Annotated in this window: 12 protein-coding genes and 2 riboswitches; of the genes, 7 read left to right on the top strand and 5 right to left on the bottom strand. The window is 69.1% G+C overall.

Annotation, left to right across the window (positions count from 1 at the left end):
* The coding region (locus tag ABZS71_RS14610) for a type I polyketide synthase (protein WP_356210015.1) at nt 1-2,740 on the bottom strand (2,740 nt) is incomplete at its 3' end.
* A gap of 304 nt (nt 2,741-3,044) precedes the next feature.
* Here ABZS71_RS14610 and ABZS71_RS14615 point away from each other — a divergent pair.
* The 4 genes from ABZS71_RS14615 (at nt 3,045) to ABZS71_RS14630 (ending at nt 7,651) form a co-directional block, all read left to right on the top strand.
* Nucleotides 3,045-3,857 carry a methyltransferase domain-containing protein gene (locus ABZS71_RS14615; protein ID WP_356210017.1) on the top strand — a complete coding sequence of 271 codons (813 nt, stop codon included), beginning with the start codon at nt 3,045-3,047 and terminating at the stop codon, nt 3,855-3,857.
* A gap of 773 nt (nt 3,858-4,630) precedes the next feature.
* Nucleotides 4,631-5,401 (top strand): AfsR/SARP family transcriptional regulator, encoded by a 771-nt coding sequence (locus ABZS71_RS14620; RefSeq protein WP_355858786.1) that lies wholly within the window; start codon nt 4,631-4,633, stop codon nt 5,399-5,401.
* 26 nt (nt 5,402-5,427) lie between these two features.
* Complete coding sequence (locus tag ABZS71_RS14625) at nt 5,428-5,658, top strand: DUF5988 family protein (RefSeq protein ID WP_355858789.1); 231 nt, start codon at nt 5,428-5,430, stop codon at nt 5,656-5,658.
* Between the two features lie 91 nt (nt 5,659-5,749).
* Nucleotides 5,750-7,651 carry a Xaa-Pro dipeptidyl-peptidase gene (locus ABZS71_RS14630; RefSeq protein WP_356210019.1) on the top strand — a complete coding sequence of 634 codons (1,902 nt, stop codon included), beginning with the start codon at nt 5,750-5,752 and terminating at the stop codon, nt 7,649-7,651.
* A 70-nt stretch (nt 7,652-7,721) separates the two neighbouring features.
* Here ABZS71_RS14630 and ABZS71_RS14635 read toward each other — a convergent pair whose 3' ends face one another.
* Nucleotides 7,722-8,486: a DUF2127 domain-containing protein gene (locus tag ABZS71_RS14635; RefSeq protein ID WP_355858795.1), complete on the bottom strand. Its 765-nt coding sequence runs from the start codon at nt 8,484-8,486 to the stop codon at nt 7,722-7,724.
* Nucleotides 8,487-8,709: 223 nt separating this feature from the next.
* Between ABZS71_RS14635 and ABZS71_RS14640 the strand changes: the two genes are divergently transcribed.
* The gene (locus ABZS71_RS14640; RefSeq protein WP_355858798.1) at nt 8,710-9,870 is read left to right on the top strand and encodes a CapA family protein; all 1,161 of its coding nucleotides are present in this window, start codon (nt 8,710-8,712) and stop codon (nt 9,868-9,870) included.
* Nucleotides 9,871-9,910: 40 nt separating this feature from the next.
* Here the strand turns inward: ABZS71_RS14640 and ABZS71_RS14645 are convergent, their stop codons facing one another.
* Both ABZS71_RS14645 and ABZS71_RS14650 read right to left on the bottom strand, forming a co-directional pair.
* Complete coding sequence (locus ABZS71_RS14645; RefSeq protein WP_356210022.1) at nt 9,911-12,457, bottom strand: ATP-dependent Clp protease ATP-binding subunit; 2,547 nt, start codon at nt 12,455-12,457, stop codon at nt 9,911-9,913.
* A gap of 61 nt (nt 12,458-12,518) precedes the next feature.
* Nucleotides 12,519-13,628 carry a PP2C family protein-serine/threonine phosphatase gene (locus ABZS71_RS14650; RefSeq protein WP_356210024.1) on the bottom strand — a complete coding sequence of 370 codons (1,110 nt, stop codon included), beginning with the start codon at nt 13,626-13,628 and terminating at the stop codon, nt 12,519-12,521.
* Nucleotides 13,629-14,151: 523 nt separating this feature from the next.
* On the opposite strand from ABZS71_RS14650, the gene ABZS71_RS14655 reads away from it, so the two are divergent.
* The gene (locus tag ABZS71_RS14655) at nt 14,152-14,535 is read left to right on the top strand and encodes a hypothetical protein (protein WP_356210026.1); all 384 of its coding nucleotides are present in this window, start codon (nt 14,152-14,154) and stop codon (nt 14,533-14,535) included.
* Between the two features lie 293 nt (nt 14,536-14,828).
* Here the strand turns inward: ABZS71_RS14655 and ABZS71_RS14660 are convergent, their stop codons facing one another.
* Nucleotides 14,829-15,311 carry a DUF3293 domain-containing protein gene (locus ABZS71_RS14660; RefSeq protein WP_356210029.1) on the bottom strand — a complete coding sequence of 161 codons (483 nt, stop codon included), beginning with the start codon at nt 15,309-15,311 and terminating at the stop codon, nt 14,829-14,831.
* A 45-nt stretch (nt 15,312-15,356) separates the two neighbouring features.
* Nucleotides 15,357-15,471: riboswitch (SAM riboswitch) on the bottom strand.
* Between the two features lie 85 nt (nt 15,472-15,556).
* Nucleotides 15,557-15,665, top strand: a riboswitch (SAM riboswitch).
* Between the two features lie 49 nt (nt 15,666-15,714).
* On the opposite strand from ABZS71_RS14660, the gene ABZS71_RS14665 reads away from it, so the two are divergent.
* Nucleotides 15,715-16,728, top strand: a complete 1,014-nt coding sequence (locus ABZS71_RS14665) for a hypothetical protein (protein ID WP_356210031.1) — start codon at nt 15,715-15,717, stop codon at nt 16,726-16,728.
* Nucleotides 16,729-17,290 lie beyond the last annotated feature (562 nt).

Consider the following 17,290-nt stretch of genomic DNA (forward strand, 5'->3'; position numbering starts at 1 on the left):
CGGTGGGGGCCGTGGGGGCCGTGGGGGCCGTGGGGGCCGTGGGGGCCGTGGGGGCCGTGGGGGCCGTGGGGGCCGTGGGGGCCGTGGGGGCCGTGGGCACGAGCGTCGTGTCGGGCCAGTAGCGGTCCCGTTGGAAGGCGTAGGTCGGCAGTGTGACCCGCTCACGGGGGTGCCCGGCGAAGGCCCGCTCCCAGGTGACTGCCGCACCTCGTACATGTGCGTGGGCCATGGCGGAGGCGAACGTGCGCACCTCGGGCCGGTCGCGGCGCAGCGCCGCGAGGGCGACGGGGCATGGCCGCTCGGGGCCCGCACCGTGCCGTACGGCGAAGCATTCGCGGGCCATGGCGGCGAGCAGGGCGTCCGGCCCGAGCTCGACGCATGTGGTGACCCCGGCGTCGCGGAGGGTGTGCACACCGTCCAGGAACCGCACCGCGTTACGCGCGTGTTCGGCCCAGTAGTCCGGTGAGCCGAGCTGCTGTGCGGTGGCGAGCCGACCGGTCACATTGGAGACAAGGGGAATGGCCGGCGGGGCGAAGGTCAGCCCGGCGGCGACAGCGCGCAGTTCGTCGAGCGTGCCGTCCATATGGGGTGAGTGGAAGGCATGGCTGACCTTGAGCAGATGGGCCTTGCGGCCGCGTTCGCGCCAGGCGGCGGTCGCCTCGTGGACGGCATCCCGGTCGCCGGAGATCACGACGGACGACGGTCCATTGACCGCGGCGACACTCAGCCGGCCCTCTCGCCCGGCGAGGAGTTCCGCGGCGTCGTCGGGCGTGGCCTGCCATGCGGCCATCGCACCCTCCGCCGTGACCGACTGCATCAGCCGGCCGCGAGCGGCCACCAGCGTGCAGGCGTCAGGCAGGGTGAGTACTCCCGCCACATGTGCCGCGGCGATCTCACCGACCGAGTGGCCCATGAGGTAGTCGGCCTTCAGCCCCCAGGACTCGACGAGCCGGTAGAGGGCCACCTCGATGGCGAACAGCGCGGGTTGGGTGTACGAGGTCCGGTCGAGCAACCTCGCCAGGGGCGAGGCGGGTTGGGCGAACATGACGTCGCGCAGCGGCTGTTCCAGATGCGGGTCCAGCCGGCCGCACACCTCGTCCAGGGCGTCGGCGAAGGCCGAGTGGGCGGCGTACAGCTCGCGGCCCATGGCGGGGCGCTGGCTGCCCTGACCGCTGAAGAGCAGGGCAAGGCCGCCGTCCGCCACTCTGCCCCGGGTCAGTCCCGGCGCCTCGGTGCCCCGCGCCAGCGCCTCCAGTCCGCTCAGCAGTTCGTCGGTGTCATCGCCGAGGATCACGGCGCGATGGGTGAAGGCGGTCCGGGCGGTGGCGAGGGTGTATCCGACGTCCGCCGGGGCGAGATCGGGGTGGTCCGCCAGATGCTCGCGCAGCCGTCGGGCCTGGGCGCGCAGCGCGTCGGGGCTCTTCGCGGAGACCAGCCAGGGCAGGGCGGGGGGCGGGGGCGCGGATACGGCGTCCGCCACCGGGGTCGCGGGCGCTTCGGCGAGCACCAGATGGCAGTTGGTTCCGCCCATGCCGAAGGAGCTGACACCGGCGAGCAGCGGCCGGTCGGGGCGCGGCCAGGCGGTCAGTTCGTTCTGGACCCGCAGTCCGAGCTCCGCCAGGGGGATCCGCGGGTTCGGCTCGGTGAAGTGGAGGCTGGGCGGGAGCTGTCGGTGCGTGATGCTGAGGGCGGTCTTGAGCAGTCCGACGATGCCGGCGGCGCCTTCCAGGTGGCCGACGTTGGTCTTGGCGGAGCCGACGAGCAGCGGTGTCCCGTCCGTTCGGGCGGTGCCCAGGGCGGCGCCGAGCGCGGCGGCCTCGACGGGATCGCCGACGGGGGTGCCGGTGCCGTGCAGCTCGACGTACTGGACGTCGGCGGGCGAGGTACCGGCCCGCTGATGGGCCAGGCGCAGCACGGCTTCCTGGGCCGCCGGGCTGGGGGCCGTGAGGCCGTCGGTGGCGCCGTCGTTGTTCACGGCGCCGGCGCGGATGACGCAGTACACCGGGTCGCCGTCGCGTACGGCCGCGGCCAGCGGTTTGAGCAGTACGGTGCCGCCTCCCTCGCCGCGTACGAAGCCGTTGGCGCGGGCGTCGAAGGTGTGGCACCGGCCGTCCGGGGAGAGCCCGCCGAACTGGGCGGCGGCGGCCTCCATACTGTCCTCGGTGAGGATCAGGTTGACGCCGCCGGCCAGCGCCAGGGTGCACTCCTCGCGCCGCAGGCTCTCGCAGGCGGTGTGCACGGCCACCAGTGAGGAGGACTGTGCGGTGTCGATGGTGAGGCTCGGGCCGCACAGCCCGTAGCCGTACGAGATCCGGTTGGCGATGATGCTGCGGTGGACTCCGGTCATGGCGTGCCGGGTGGCCACGAGGGGGTCGTGCCGGCGCAGGAGGGTGGCGTACTCGTCCCAGATCGCGCCGATGAACACGCCGGTCGGGGTGTCCTTCAGCGTCTCGGGGCGGATTCCCGCGTCCTCGAAGGCCTCCCAGGCGAGTTCGAGCATCAGCCGTTGCTGGGGGTCCATCGCCACCGCTTCGCGGGGCGAGATGCCGAAGAACCCGGGGTCGAACGTGTCGACCCGGTCCAGGAATCCGCCGGACCAGGCCGGTGCGGGCCGGCCGGGGTCCATAGCCGTGTCGGCCTGGCGACGGTCGGCCGGCATGGTGGTGACGGCGTCTTCACCGTGCCGCAGCAGCCGCCAGAAGGCCGACGGGCTGGATGCGTGGGGGAGGCGGCAGGCCATGCCCACCACGGCGACGGGCTCCGGGGACTGAGGTGTCCGGGTAGGCGTGGCGCTAGCCATCGCACCACGTACGGCGCTGGGAGAACATCTGGATGTCCTTGGTCATGGGCGGCACTCCCGCTCCGGATTGATGATCGGTGCGAGCACGCCGCCCATCGTGGGGCGCGGTTCTAAAGGCAGACCAAATAGGCCACGGCCGGTCACTTTAGAGACGCGTAACCGGAACCCCGGACCATCGCTGAACGGGTGACCCGTTGCGGGCCCTTCATGGCCGACCCGAACTCCGAGCACACAGGAGGAGTGCATGACATCCCCATCACCGGCGCCGCCAGGCGGTACGGTCTCGGACTACTACAGCTCACTGGGGCCGCTCCTGCAGATGGCGTGGGACGACAACTTCCACTTCGGCTACTGGGACGGCCCGTCAGACACCAGTTCGGTCCAGGAGGCCACCGATCGCTTCACCGATCTGCTGATCGAACGGCTGCGCGTGGGGCCGGGAGACCGGGTCCTGGACGCCGGCTGCGGTATCGGTAAGCCCGCACTGCGGGTGGCGTCCGCGACGGGAGCGGATGTCCTGGGCATCACGATCAGCGAGCTCCAGGTCCGGCAGGCGACCGAATCCGCCCGCGTCGAGCAGGTGTCCGACCGGGTGACATTCCGGTACGCCGACGCCATGGCCATGCCGTTCGACGACGCGTCATTCGACGCCGTACTCGCATTCGAGTCGATCAATCACATGGACCGGCCGACGGCGCTGCGGGAGATGGCGCGGGTGCTGACCTCCGGGGGCCGGCTGGTGCTGACGGATGTGACCCCGCCGGGCGACGGCAGCTACCAGCCGGACGGCGATCCCGGCGTCGTCACGTCGCTGACCCGGCTGGCTGACTGGCCCGGTCTGATCAGCGACGCCGGACTGCTGCTCGACGAGCTGACCGATGTCACGGAGCACACGAAGGACACCGCCAACCGGATGATCGACGGTATCCTGCGATGCCGTCGCGAGTTCGAGGAGCGGCACGGGGTGAGCGTGCAGGAGGTACTGGACTCCGCCAAGTCGGCGCTGCCCACGGTGCCCAGCGCCGGATGTGCGATCGTGGTGGCCCGCCAGCCCTGATGCCAACACACCTGACGGTTATTCCACAACCGTCACCGAGTCCCTCGGAGTGCCGGAATTTCCCACTCCTCATCAACAGTGCCGAGGGGCCCAGGATTTCACCGGACACGCTTGTCCCGGCCGACGCGCTCAGCGTACTCTCTTTTACGGACTGCCACACCTCGAGTGCGCGGGTATCCGGACCCAGATCTTCCGCACTGTAGGGAGAATGCTGCCTCCGCCCTGACCATGCGGAGACGCGTCAAGATATCATTCAAGATCTCGTATCGCACGGTGTCCGCCTCGATGAGAGCCACCCATTCCCTGCCGCCGAGGGCAGCGGGCCTCAAGGGTATGTATATCCGAAATCTAGGTGAGGTGGGTAGTCATAGGACTCGCTTACCATGTGGGGCACTTGCCGCAGACATCGGAGCCATTCGTTCTCTGGCGCATCGGCAGGTCGGCGATAAAAGAGGAGTGAGTCATGGCAGTCGCACACGACGTGAGTCAGTGGATCCGGCGGCACTGTCCGTCTCCGTGCAACGAGGCGCGGCCGGACCACTTTCCGCACGCGGGCGGCTCGGCAAGCTCCCACTTCCCCTCCCCCTCGGGGATGCAGGGCCGGCGGTCACCGCAGACCACGAGAGCCCACCCCGCGCATTCTGTCGCCTCCAGCGGCAGACGGACCCCGTCCCAGGACTGGAGCGTCAACGCACAGGACACCGCGGGCACTTCCGGCAAAGGCGCCGACTGTCCCATTACCGCACTCGTCGGCGACTCGGATGGGGCAAGCCGTGCGATATGAGATCATGGGACCTCTCCGGGTGGTCGAGGAGGAGAGGAAGTTATCCATCAGGGCACGAAAGATCGAGGTCTTGCTGACCGTGCTTCTCGTCCGCGCGGACCAGGTGGTCCCGATCGACCAGCTCATCGCGGAGATCTGGGGGGAGGATCCGCCTCGTAGGGCGATCGCCGGGCTTCATGTATATGTCTCCCAGATTCGCAAGTTCTTGCGCCGGCCGTGGCAGAGCGAAAGCCCCGTGCTCACCCGGCCCCCGGGATACGTCCTACGACTGGGATCCGACGAACTCGACTTCCATTGTTTCGAAAGACTGGTGAGCGAGGGCCGGGGCCACCTCAGGGAGCGGCGTTACCAGCAGGCCACCGCCAGTTTCGAAAACGCACTCGATCTATGGCGTGATCCGCTGCTGGACGATGTATGCCATGGGCCGATCCTCGAGGGTTTTCAGACCTGGCTGAAGGAAGCCCGCCTGGAATGCGTCGAGATGCTGACGGATTCTCGTCTGATGCTCGGCCGCCATCGCGAGCTGGTGAGCGATCTGTACCAGCTGACCACGGAGCATCCTTTGCGGGAGGCGCTGCATCGCCAGCTGATGCTGGCGCTCTATCGCTGCGGACGCCGGGCGGACGCCTTGCATGTGTATCAAGCGGCGCGCAAGACACTCAACGAGGAACTCGGGCTCGAACCCTGCCGGGCCCTCCAGGACATGCAGCGGGCCATCCTCACCTCGGATGACCGGCTTGAACTTCAGGTCCCCGCATGAGAATGACCGCAGGCGGAGGTGGACATATGAACGATCACGTCAGTTATGTGGCCGACGGCACCCCGATCGAGGTCGTCCTCGAAGGTGGGCCGGACGATCTGCCCCGGGCGTATCGGGCCGGCCGGTCGACGATAACCGCCAAGAAGCTCAAGATTCAGCATCGCAACGGATACGAACACTTCGAACTCGTCAACGAGTCGGGTGATATCACCCCGGCGATCTTCCGCTGGACCATGCGGACGAAAATCGCCGAATAGCCTCACCGGCCCGGAAACCCCACCGGCACAGGCCGCTCGCCGTCGGCCTGTGCCCCTGCGGCTGGGTCTGCCCTGTGACCAGGAGATCCGTGTGAACACCTCACGTTGGCGGGGGGCCGTGGTCGCCGCGCTCGCGGTCTCGGCATGTCTTGCCGCCCTCCCCGCCGGGTCGTTATCGGCCCGGACGCCCGCCAAGCCCTCGATCACCGTGGCTCACGGCCGGACCCAGCCGGTGTTCTCCTACCGGGACGCGCTACGCGAACACCTCATGGTCCGGACGCCCGTCGACAGTGATGGCGACGGACGGAAGGACCGGGCCGCGGTCGACATCATCCGGCCCAAGGAGACCCAACAGGGCCTCAAAGTACCGGCGATCATGTTGTCCAGCCCCTACAGCGACACCGTCGGCCGCGGATTCGAGTCGGAGAAGAAGCGCTACGACGCCCGGGGCAACCCGACGACGTTTCCCCTGTTCTACGACAACTACTTCGTGCCGCGCGGATACGCCGTGGTCGATGTCGACATGACCGGGACCGGCAGATCCGATGGCTGTCCCACCATCGGTGGCCAGGCCGATGTCGCCGCGGCCAAGGCGGCGATCGACTGGTTGAACGGCCGCGCCACGGCGTACAGGACCGACGGCAGCGAGGTGAAGGCCACCTGGTCGACCGGCAAGGCAGGAATGATCGGCCACTCGTATGAGGGAACACTGGCCAACGCCGTGGCGGGGACCGGTGTGGACGGGCTGGAGACCATCGTCCCCATCTCCGGGATCAGCTCCTGGTACGAGTTCGCCCGTAGCAACGGCGCCAAGCACTGGAACGGCTTCGGACCCTGGCTGGCCGGTGCGCTGGACTCCGATCCACCCGAGAAGTGCCAGGCGGTACGCGAGGGTCTGCGGGCCGGCGAGGACGATGCCACGGGCAACGACAACGCCTACTGGCACGAACGCGACTACATCGCGCGGCCGGCGCCCGAGGTGGGAAAGGTGCGCGCGAGCGTCTTCGCGGTCCATGACACCCAGGACTACAACGTCAGGATCGACCAATTCGCCAACTGGTGGGCCCCGCTGGCCGAGCGCGGTGTGCCACGCAAGCTGTGGCTCGGACGCTACGGCCACACGGATCCCTTCGACTGGCCCGGGCGGCGCGATCTGTGGGTCGGCACCGTGCACCGCTGGTTCGACCACTGGCTGTACGGGATCCCGAACGGCATCATGGACGAGCCCCGGGTCGATCTGCAGACCGGCCCGACCACCTGGACGACCGAGGCGGACTGGCCCGCCCGCACCTCCTCGGTGCCCCTGCGCCCCCGCCCCGACGGCTCGCTGGCGCTGAGCCCCGCCGGTGGCGCCCGGACCTTCACCGACGCCAAACTGAGCGAGGCGGATCTCACCGCCGACCCGTCGACGAGCCTGCCCGGCCGGCTGGCGTTCGTCACCCCGCCGCTGCGCGCCGGTGTACGGCTCTCGGGCACACCCACCGCGGATCTGCGGGTCATGCTCGACAAGCCGACCGCCAACCTCACGGCGCTGCTGGTCGATTTCGGCGAGGAGGAACGGATCGACTGGGCCCGTGACGAACCCCGGCTCGGCATCCACGACGGCCTGCGGGGGCTCGCCGAGGAGTCCTGCCATGGCGAGAGCACCGCCCAGGACGACGCCTGCTACCGGAAGACGGCCGAGGTGACGGCGCGCCAACCGTCCGAGGTGATCGCCCGGGGCTGGATGGACGCGCAGAACCGCCACTCGGCCACCGCCCCCGAGCCGCTGACACCCGGCCGGTACCACCGGATCACGTGGCGGACACTGCCGAACGACTACCTGATCGAGCCGGGCCACCGGCTGGGGCTGGTCCTCGGCGGCACCGACGCCGACTTCCTCTACTTCGAGGACCCCACCGGGGCGAAGGTCACGGTGGACCTGGCCGGGAGCCGTGTCACCGTGCCGGTGACCGCCAAAAGCTCCCTCAGCGCCGCTTTGACAACACGGTGACCCCCTCGGCGATGCGGCCCGGGCCTGCAGCGGCTCGGGCCGTATCCCGTGCGCGCGCTCGGCGCTCCGCCTATGCGACCGCCCCGGCCGCCGCCTCCACCTCCATCAGCGAGGCGCTGTGCCGCTCGGCCTCGAAGGCCGCATGTCCGCCACGCAGTCCGAACAGCCGCTTGGACACCAGGATGTACAGCACCGCCAGGATGTTGAGGACCAGGGTGGCGATCTTCAGCCAGCTGATCTTCTCGGTCAGCTCGTATATCTCCAGGGGCAGGAAGGCGGCCGTGGCCACGACGGCCAGATACTCGGCCCAGCGCTTCAGCATCCACAGCCCCACGCCCTCGACGATCTCGATCGCCGCGTAGGCGCACAGGGCGACGGCCGCGATCACCAACGTGGAGTGGCGGTACTCGAAGGTCCCCCGGATCGTGTCGACCACCGGGGAGTGGTCGAGGTCGTAGTGGAAGTGGCGGGCGACCGGCCGGAAGACGGTGAGGTACTCGTCGAAGAGCCGGTGCACCGAGTTCCGGCTGTTGCTGAACTTCCACACCGCGGCGGCGGCCAGCAGTACGAACAGACCGCGGATGATCCGCTCGACCGCGATAAAGCGCATGATGATCAAGTCCCGTAGCGCCTTGCCGCGCGCTACGAGCGGGGCGTCGGCCGCGGGCCCCGATCCATGGGGCTCGCCGAGGGCGAAGTCGCCACAGCGCAGACAGCGCCAGGCGTCGCCGAGCGCGGTGGCGGCGTGCAGCCGCTCACGCAGCGTGTCCTCCGTAGGGACATAGGTGACATGTCCGCGCCGCGCACACGTACGCCTGTTCCAGTCGATCTTCACGCTCAGCCTTCCGCTCCGCTTCGCACCGTTCGGGCTTCTTCCGCAGGTCATTGACGGTACCGGGCCGCCCCTCGCGGGGCGAACAAGGGGTCGACCGGGGCCCAAAGGGTGCATCTGGTCGGCCGTTCCAGTGAAGCTCCGCACCGCTCCGCGAGGACCTCCCTTGCCGTGCATATAAATATGACAATCCAACTTATTTCACCCAGACCAGTGCGGAGTGAACGTGTTCCCTCACCGACGCCATCGGACGGCGCTGCTCGCCGCCGCACTGCTCGGCACCGTCACCGCGTGCGGCGGCGGAACCGCCCCGGACGCCGAGGAGAAGCCCTCGAAGACCGCGGCCGAGGCCCAGGCCGGGTCCAAGGGGTTCACCCTGGTGGCCACCGGCGACCTCCTGGTCCATGACTCGGTCATCCGCCAGGCGCGGGCGGACGCCGGCGGCAACGGCTATGACTTCCGGCGCATGCTCGGCGCGGCCGCGCCCATCGTCGCCCAGGCCGATCTGGCGATCTGCCATATGGAGACGGTCTACGGCGCCGCCCAGGGGCCGTTCACCGGCTACCCGACCTTCAAGACGCCGCCGCAGCTGGCCGACGCCGTCAAGCGGCTCGGCTACGACTCCTGCTCCACGGCCTCCAACCACACCCTGGACGCCGGAACCGACGGAGTGGTCCGCACACTCGACGCCATGGACCGGGCCGGCCTCAAGCACGCCGGATCGGCCCGCTCCGCCGCGGAGAGTACCCGGCCGACCATCATGGAGGCCGGCGACGCCAAGGTGGCACACCTCGCCTACGCCTACGGCACCAATGGCATCCCGGTGCCCGAGGGCAAGCCGTGGCTGGTCAATCTCATCAATCCGGCGCGGATCATCAGGGACGCACGGGCCGCCCGGCGCGCCGGGGCCGATGTGGTCGTGGTGAGCGTGCACTGGGGCACCGAGTGGCAACAGGCACCGGACAAGCTCCAGCTCTCGCTCGCCAAGAAGCTCACCGCGTCGGACAGTGGCGGGCGCCGCGACATCGACCTCATCATCGGCACCCACGCCCATATCCCCCAGGCGTACGAGAAGGTCAACGGCACGTGGGTGGTCTACGGCATGGGCGACCAGATCGCGGGGGTCATGCCCGACAAACGCGGCCAGATGGGCTCGGCCGCCCGCTTCACCTTCGCGCCGCCCGCCACCGCGGGCAAGGCGTGGGAGGTCAAGAAGGCGGAGTTCATCCCGCATGCCGTGGACAACGACCCGATCACCCTGGTCAACCTCCCCCGCGCGCTGGAGAACAGCCCGGCCAACGCCGGTTACACCAGCGCCCTGAGTCTCATCCAGGACGCGGTCCTCAGCCGGGGCGCCAAGAAGGACGGTCTCACGATGGGCCGGTGAACCGGACTCACTGCCGCGGGTGCTCGGTGTGCTCCGCGCGTTACGTGCGCTCCGTCCCGTCCGTACGGAAGACCAACTTTCCGTTCTCCACGTCGACCTGGACGGGGTGGTGCGGCCGCAGCGTGCCGTCGAGCAGCATCCGGGAGAGCGGATTGTCGACCTCGCGCTGGATCGTACGGCGCAGCGGGCGGGCACCGTACTCCGGCTTGTGTCCGCGCTGGGCGAGCCAGTCGACGGCGGCGGGGGTGACGTCGACGGGGATGTCCTGGGCGCGCAGCCGACGCCGAGTCTCCTCCAGCATCATGTCGGTGATCTGCCGCAGCTCTTCATCGGCGAGCCGACGGAAGATGACGATCTCGTCGATACGGTTCAGGAACTCCGGCCGGAAGTGCTCGCGCAGGGGGCGCAACACCCGTTCCTTGCGCGCCTCTTCGTCGGCTTCCGCGTCTCCGCCACCGAATCCCAGGGCGCCGCGTCCGGCGATGGTCTCCGAGCCGAGGTTGCTCGTCATCACGATGACGGTGTTCTTGAAGTCGATGGTGCGGCCCTGGGAATCCGTCAGCCGCCCGTCGTCCAGGACCTGCAGCAGGATGTTGAAGACATCGGGGTGAGCCTTCTCCACCTCGTCGAGGAGCACCAGCGAATAGGGCTGCCGGCGCACCGGCTCGGTCAGTTGCCCGGCCTCCTCGTGTCCGACGTAGCCGGGCGGGGCGCCGATCATCCGGCTGACCGTGTGCTTCTCCTGGTACTCGCTCATGTCCAGGCGGATCATGCGGTCGTCCGTGCCGAAAAGCGCCTCGGCCAGCGCGCGGGCGAGTTCGGTCTTGCCCACGCCGGTGGGGCCGAGGAAGAGGAAGCTGCCGCTCGGGCGGTCGGGGTCGGCGAGGCCGGCCCGGGAGCGCAGCACGGCGTCGGCGACGGCGGAGACGGCCTCTTCCTGCCCGATGACTCGCTTGCGGAGGTGTTCCTCCAGACCCAGCAGTCGCTCCCGCTCTTCCTGGGTGAGGCTGCTGACGGGGATCCCGGTCTGCCGGGAGACGATCTCGGCGATGTCCTCGACGGTGACCTCGGCGACGCGCCCGCCGTGGGCGCGCCCGCCGTGGGACTGCGCTCCGGAACCCTTGGTGATCTGGGCGCCCAGCTCGGCGATCCGGTCCCGTAGCGCGGTGGCGCGTTCGTACTGCTCCGAGGCGACGGCCTGGTCCTTTTCCCGGGTGAGCTGCTCGACCTCGCGCTCCAGGGCGCGCAGATCGGTGCCGCGGGCGCTGGAGCGCAGCCGTACGCGCGCCCCGGCCTGGTCCATCAGATCGATCGCCTTGTCGGGCAGGAAGCGGTCGGTCAGATAGCGGTCGGCGAGCTCGACTGCCGCGAGCAGCGCCTCGTCGGTGTAGCGGACCTGGTGGTAGGCCTCGTACCGGTCGCGCAGTCCGCGAAGGATCTCGACGGCGGCCGCGGGGGTCGGCTCGGGGACCATGATGGGCTGGAAGCGGCGGGCGAGGGCGGCGTCCTTCTCGATGTACTGGCGGTACTCCTTGAGAGTGGTCGCGCCGATGACATGCAGTTCGCCGCGGGATAGGGCGGGCTTGAGCAGATTGCTGGCGTCCATCGAGCCGCCTTCGGAGCCGCCGCCGGCACCGACGACGGTGTGCAGCTCGTCGATGAAGACGATCAGCTCGTCGGAGTTGGTGCGGATCTCGTCGATGATCGAGGTGAGCCGCTGCTCGAAGTCGCCGCGGAAGCGGGTGCCGGCCACGACGCTCGCGAAGTCGAGTTGGACGACGCGGCGGCCGAGGAGGATGTCCGGTACGTCGGCGTCGGCGATCCGCTGGGCCAGCCCTTCGACGACGGCGGTCTTGCCGACACCGGCCTCGCCGATGAGAACGGGGTTGTTCTTGCCGCGCCGGGCGAGCACCTCGATGCTCTGCTCGATCTCCTCGTCGCGGCCGATCACCGGGTCGATCCGGCCCTCGCGGGCCATTTCGGTCAGATCGCGGCCGAAGCGGTCGAGGGTGGGGGTGGCGCTGCGGTCCACGACGGGCCGTTGGTCCACCGTCGGGGCGGCCGGGGGCCCTGCCTGCGGTGCGGCCCGGGGTTCGAAGCGGGCGGCGTTCAGGATCTGCCCGGCCGTGGAGTCCCGGTTGGCGGCGAGCGCGATCAGCACATGCTCGGGGCCGATGTACGAGGAGCCGCGGGAGCGGGCTATCTCATGCGCGTCGAGCAGCGCCCGCTTGACGGCGGGAGTGACGGCGACCGAACTGCGCGGCGGGCCCTCCCCGGCCTCCCGGTCGATCTCCTGGGCGATCCGGTCGGGGTCGGCTCCGGCGCGGGAGACCATGGTCCGGGTCGGCTCGGCCGAGAGCGCGGCCCGCAGCAGATGCTCGGTGTCGAGGTCGGTGCTGCCGTGCTCGGCGGCGTACGAGGCGGCGGCCGAGACGAGGTGGCGCGCGGGCTCGCTCATCAGCCGGCCGAAATCGACATGCCGTGAGTCGGGACGCTCTCCGGCCGGCCCGGTTCCGAGAAAGCGGGCGAGGAAGTCGCCGAGGGGGTCTGGCCCGTAGTCCTCAGGGCCTTGGTTCCCACTGCCCATATAACCATTTTAGCGGTGCTCGGCGCATTGAACCCGTCGAGCGGATCCGCGCTCCCCACGCTCAGCTCCCCGGGCGGCGGCGTTCGAGGACGACCAGCGCGGCATCGTCGGCCTGGTGGCCGCCGATATGGCTGAGCAGATCGCGCCGCAGATGGTCGACGAGGGGTTGTGGGCCCTCGCCGTCCCAGCTGGGGAGCCGTGCGGTGAGCGGGTAGAAGGTGCCCTTCGCGTCGCGCGCCTCGATCACCCCGTCGGTGTAGAGCAGCAGCAGATCGCCGTCCTCGAAGGGGAAGTCGTCGATGTGGTAGCGGTCGGCCGCGAGGTCGCCGAGGCCGAGCGGGAGCGCGGGCGCCCGGCCCTCCAGCGCCTTGACCGTGGAGTGGCGCAGCAGAATCGGCGGCGGGTGTCCGCAGTTGACCACCCGCACCGCATACCGGTCGTCGGGGATCTCCAGCACGGCGGCGGTGACGAACGACTCCCCCGCCCCGGGCGCCTGGTCGGCGGGTTCGGTCCGCTCCGCGGACAGGGCGGTGTCCAGATGCGCCACGAGGTCGGTCAGCGGGACGGGCCAGTGGGCAATGGCGCGGAAGGCGCCGAGCACCAGCGAGGCGTCCGCGACAGCGGTCAGCCCGCTGCCCCGGACATCGCCGATGATCAGCCGGGTGGCGTGCGAGGTGCGCGCCGCCGCGTACAGATCGCCGCCGATCTCGGCGCCCGGTGCGGCCGCGAGATAGACCGAGGCGATCCGCAGCGGGCCGACCCGGGCGGGCAGCGGGCGCAGCAGCACCTTCTGCGCCACGTCGGCCACCACGCGGACCCGGCTCAGCTCACGGGCGTGGCGGTCGAGTACGGAGCGGAACAGCACGATCAGCACGGAGACCAGAACCAGGGTGAGGAGCTCGGCCAGGCGGCTGGGCGCGGCCAGGGCGCCCTCCCACACATTGATCCCGATCTGGGCGCCCACCGCCACGAGTCCGACGTAGCCGGTGAGCAGGGGCCCGGCGAACGACGCGGTCATCGCGGGGGCGGCGATCAGCAGTGGGCTGAGCCGGACGCTCGCCGGGGCCAGCACATCGCCGACCATGATCAGCAGAATGAGCGCCAGGGGAATCGCGACCAGGCCATGGCTGTGCCGCCCTGGCCGGCCCGGTTCCGGGGGACCCTGCCGCATGTGCACATCTCTTGCTTACGCCCGGGTCCGGTCCGAGCGCCAGTCCCTTCCCTCTCATCCGCTGGTTGCGGGCCGGCGGCCCGCCGCCCCTGGGCCGTCCGTCTCGTCCCGGGCATGGGCTGAGCCCACACGGGACCGGGCCGCGCCTGCCCACGATCTCCTCACAGGGATCTGTGGGAAATTCCGTCGTCGCAGCTCAGGCCTGATGCCGTGCGACGCCCCCAAACGCTGCAGCACAGGATCCCAAACGTCTCTGCAGTGTTTTTGCAGTTCACGACATGCGTCGCACTCGCCAGAACGATGCCGTGATGCACCGGAACCTGTGCACCCTGCGAAGGCGGGACCCCCTCGATCGGCATCACATACTGGCGCTGTGGGGTGAGGGTCTCACCCATAGGACGGCACACCGCTCGCTACTTAAATAGCCGCACGTGCAGCCTTGCAGTGTGCCCACCTCTCATATCCCACAGCAGCTCATCGACCGCCGCGTCTATCTACTCCTCCTGGACGACAGGACCGCCTCATGCTGTGCGGCGGTTGCTGCAGTGCCTGGACCGTCCCGCAAGCGTTGCTCACGCCCGGCGTCGATTTTCCAGACGGAGCCGCTCACTATCTCGCCGAGCGGTTTCGCATCACCGAGCCTCGCTTCGGATCGGTCTACGGAGTCCGCGAAACGCAGGGCTTCATGATCTCCGATTCCAGGAGTCGGGTCGTGTTCACTGACGACGAGGTCCCTATTGCTGTATTGATCAGCGAAAATGAGTTAACAGAATGTGAAGAAGCTCGGGCGGTTGTGCAACGCCAGCTGCAAAGCGACGCACATCGGGTCCCCGACGACGAGGCGCTACCGAAGGATCCGCCCGGCGAAGAGCCTCATCGCGATGAGGAGCACTGGGGAGATACCTGATTCTCGGTGGGCGGCGCGCGCCGGGCCCGCTCGGCACCAGCGGATGAGTTGGCGGAGAAGCCCAGCTGGATCGCCGCCGGCGGTCTTCTCGGCGTGCCTGAAGTCGATCCATTCGTCACTGATGCGGATCTGCCAGGCGAGGGTCTTCCAGGGGCTCGGTGGCGTCGGCGCAGGCGGCATCGGTCCAGTCCTCGAAGAGGGGTCGTCGGCAGTGTGGTGGCACCGCGATTACGCAGGTACACGAAGAGAAGGTCGCAATGCCACCCGAACCGTCAGTGTCGAGGCTGATGGGGTCAGTTCTCCGGGGAGTGCCTGGTTGCCTGCCAGCCGCGCATTGGTGCCTCCTCGGTTCCAAAGCAGCAAAGCAGTCTCCATGCCGTTGCCGACCAGGCGAACACCGCGTCCTGCCCGAACTGCCGGCCGAGTGCGTGTGCTTCGTGGTCACTCAGACCGACGACCGCTGCGCTGTCCTCGGTGTGCTGGCCTTCCGCGTCACCCCCGACAGCGGGCCACCACCGAAGTCCACGTCGGCGCAGCAGGCCGAGCAGCTCTTGGTGGGCGCGGTCGTTGTCCAGTCGGGATGCGAGGCAGCCGCCAGGGTTGTGGGCCGTGACGACGTGGACGGTCTCCTCGTGACGGACAGGAAACGAGCCGACCGTCACCCCGCGCGGAGCCGGAGCCACTCGGACCGTTCCTTCGGGCAGTTCGATATCCACTACGGCCTGCTGGTAGAGCGTCCACTGCAGCGTTCGGGCGATCGGTGTGTCAGCGGGCATGGGGGCCTCCGTCCGAGAGGGACCCCCTTACCCGCCGGGCAGGGAGATCCGCGCTTACCCCCACGGGCTGTGGGGGCCTGGTCTTCCCTGGAGGGCACCTTGCGCGGTGGGCGAGGTTGCCAGCCGACGCTCGTCCAGGGGCGCGATCGGCTTCGTGACCGGGACGGATGCTGGCACAGGAACCGGCTGGAAGTCCAGCAGGGGAAGGCATTGCCACATCTCGTCCGCAGCGCTAGCCTGCCTGCGGTCATGAGCTCCAGTGAGAAGCCCCGGCTTGCTGGACAGCATCCCGCCCGCAGCGGGTGCTCCGGGTGACGACCAGCCCTGCGCGAAACGCGCAGGGAAAAGCGGATCACCGGGGTCGGCGCGCCACCGGGGTCCTCGACCCCGGAAGGACTGTGCCGTGCACGTGACGCCTGCCCACCCCGTCCAGGATCCTCCCCCCTTCGTTGAACTCGATCTTGCCGCGGTCCATGCCCTGTTCTCCACCGCCGCTGTCAACAGCAGCGGGCAGCTCGCCCGGCGAGAGCTGCTCACGCGCTGGCTGGAGGAGGGCTGGCACATCGCCTTCTACCGAGCCGCCGACGGCCGCCTGTTCGTCCGCAAGAGCAACCCGACGCAGTCGCCGGACACTTGGGCCTTCATGGACCACGCCCTCAAGGTTCCTCTGGAATCCGCCTACCTCGATCCGAGGTGGACGGCACGCGCGGAGCCGGCCAAGGAATTCCGAGGCGAGGAAGACGACCCGTTGGGGGACGGCTTCGACTGGGTGCCCGAACCGGATCGCGTGCCCGGCGTCGTGCCCGCGCACAGCGCCGTCCTGCACCGGAGCACCCAAGACTGGGAGCTCACCCTGGAAGGCAGCGGCGCGGAGGGTGACACCCCGGTGCTCACCATCCCGATCCGGCAACCAGCGGCTGCGGCACATTCAGACTCATCGGATCCCGCACACACCGCTGCGCTGCTCGACGCCGGCACCGCCGCACTACACGAGTCCGGATACTCCCTGATCGACGGCTGGGAGCGCGAGACAGACCACTGGTACGACTACATCCAAGCCTCCCACGTCCCTGAACGCTGGGGCCACCAGGACACAGTCCTGGACGAGGGCGCGTACGCCACCCTGGTGCCCGACGAGGTCAAAGGATGGCATCTCCTGGTCAACGACGTCCGGAGCGACCGGTGGTGGGGGGCCGACGCGTCGGAGGTCTGGGTGGACGAGTTCCTTCAGCTGGACGACCCGCTGGAGGACGTCACGGAATGGGACCCCGCCTGGCTCCTCACCCTCCTCGACAGTGCGCTGCACGCCGCCGGCTACCGGATCGATTTCGAACGACCCTCGCAGCGTCACACCTATGTTGCCGTGACCAAGCTGACGCAGGATGACGCTGCTCAGCAGCCCCTACCCAGCGATTAGCAGCGGCACTGCCACCACGAACCGCGCCGGCATCCGAGGCTGTCTTCCGTCGTGCGCCGAAGATGTGGTCCCGGATCGCGAATCCAACGACGATCAGGACGAACAGAAAGGCGCGCAGCACGACGAAGCCGCCAAGGGGGTCACAGGACCACTCGTTCGGCGGCTGTTGGCGCGCTTGTAGAACTCCATCCGCTCGGCGCGCAGGTCGCTCTACAACTACGACTGCCGCGCCAGCGCCTCGGGTCGTGTGGTTTGCCAGCACGCGTTCTGCAGGTGGGAGTCCGTCATTCTCCCCCACTTACGTACAACTGTGCTTCGCGCCGTAGCGGAGAGGTTTTGTCCCAGACGTGCCAGCGCCCCCCGCAGGCCGGATCTTCGCCGTAGGCTGCATCTTCCGGAAATCCCGGTACGGGCGGCCTGACGGGTTTCGGAGCCTCTTTGAGGTTGCGCCCACACTTGGGGCAGTTCTCCGGGTTTCTCATCGGGTACATGCCCATGCAGTCCTCCTCGCGTTGCCGAAATCCCACGTACCGCCGAGGCCTGATCTTCGTGCACGAGTCCT

The organism is Streptomyces sp. NPDC005393 (genome assembly GCF_040606675.1).
Lineage (GTDB): Bacteria > Actinomycetota > Actinomycetes > Streptomycetales > Streptomycetaceae > Streptomyces.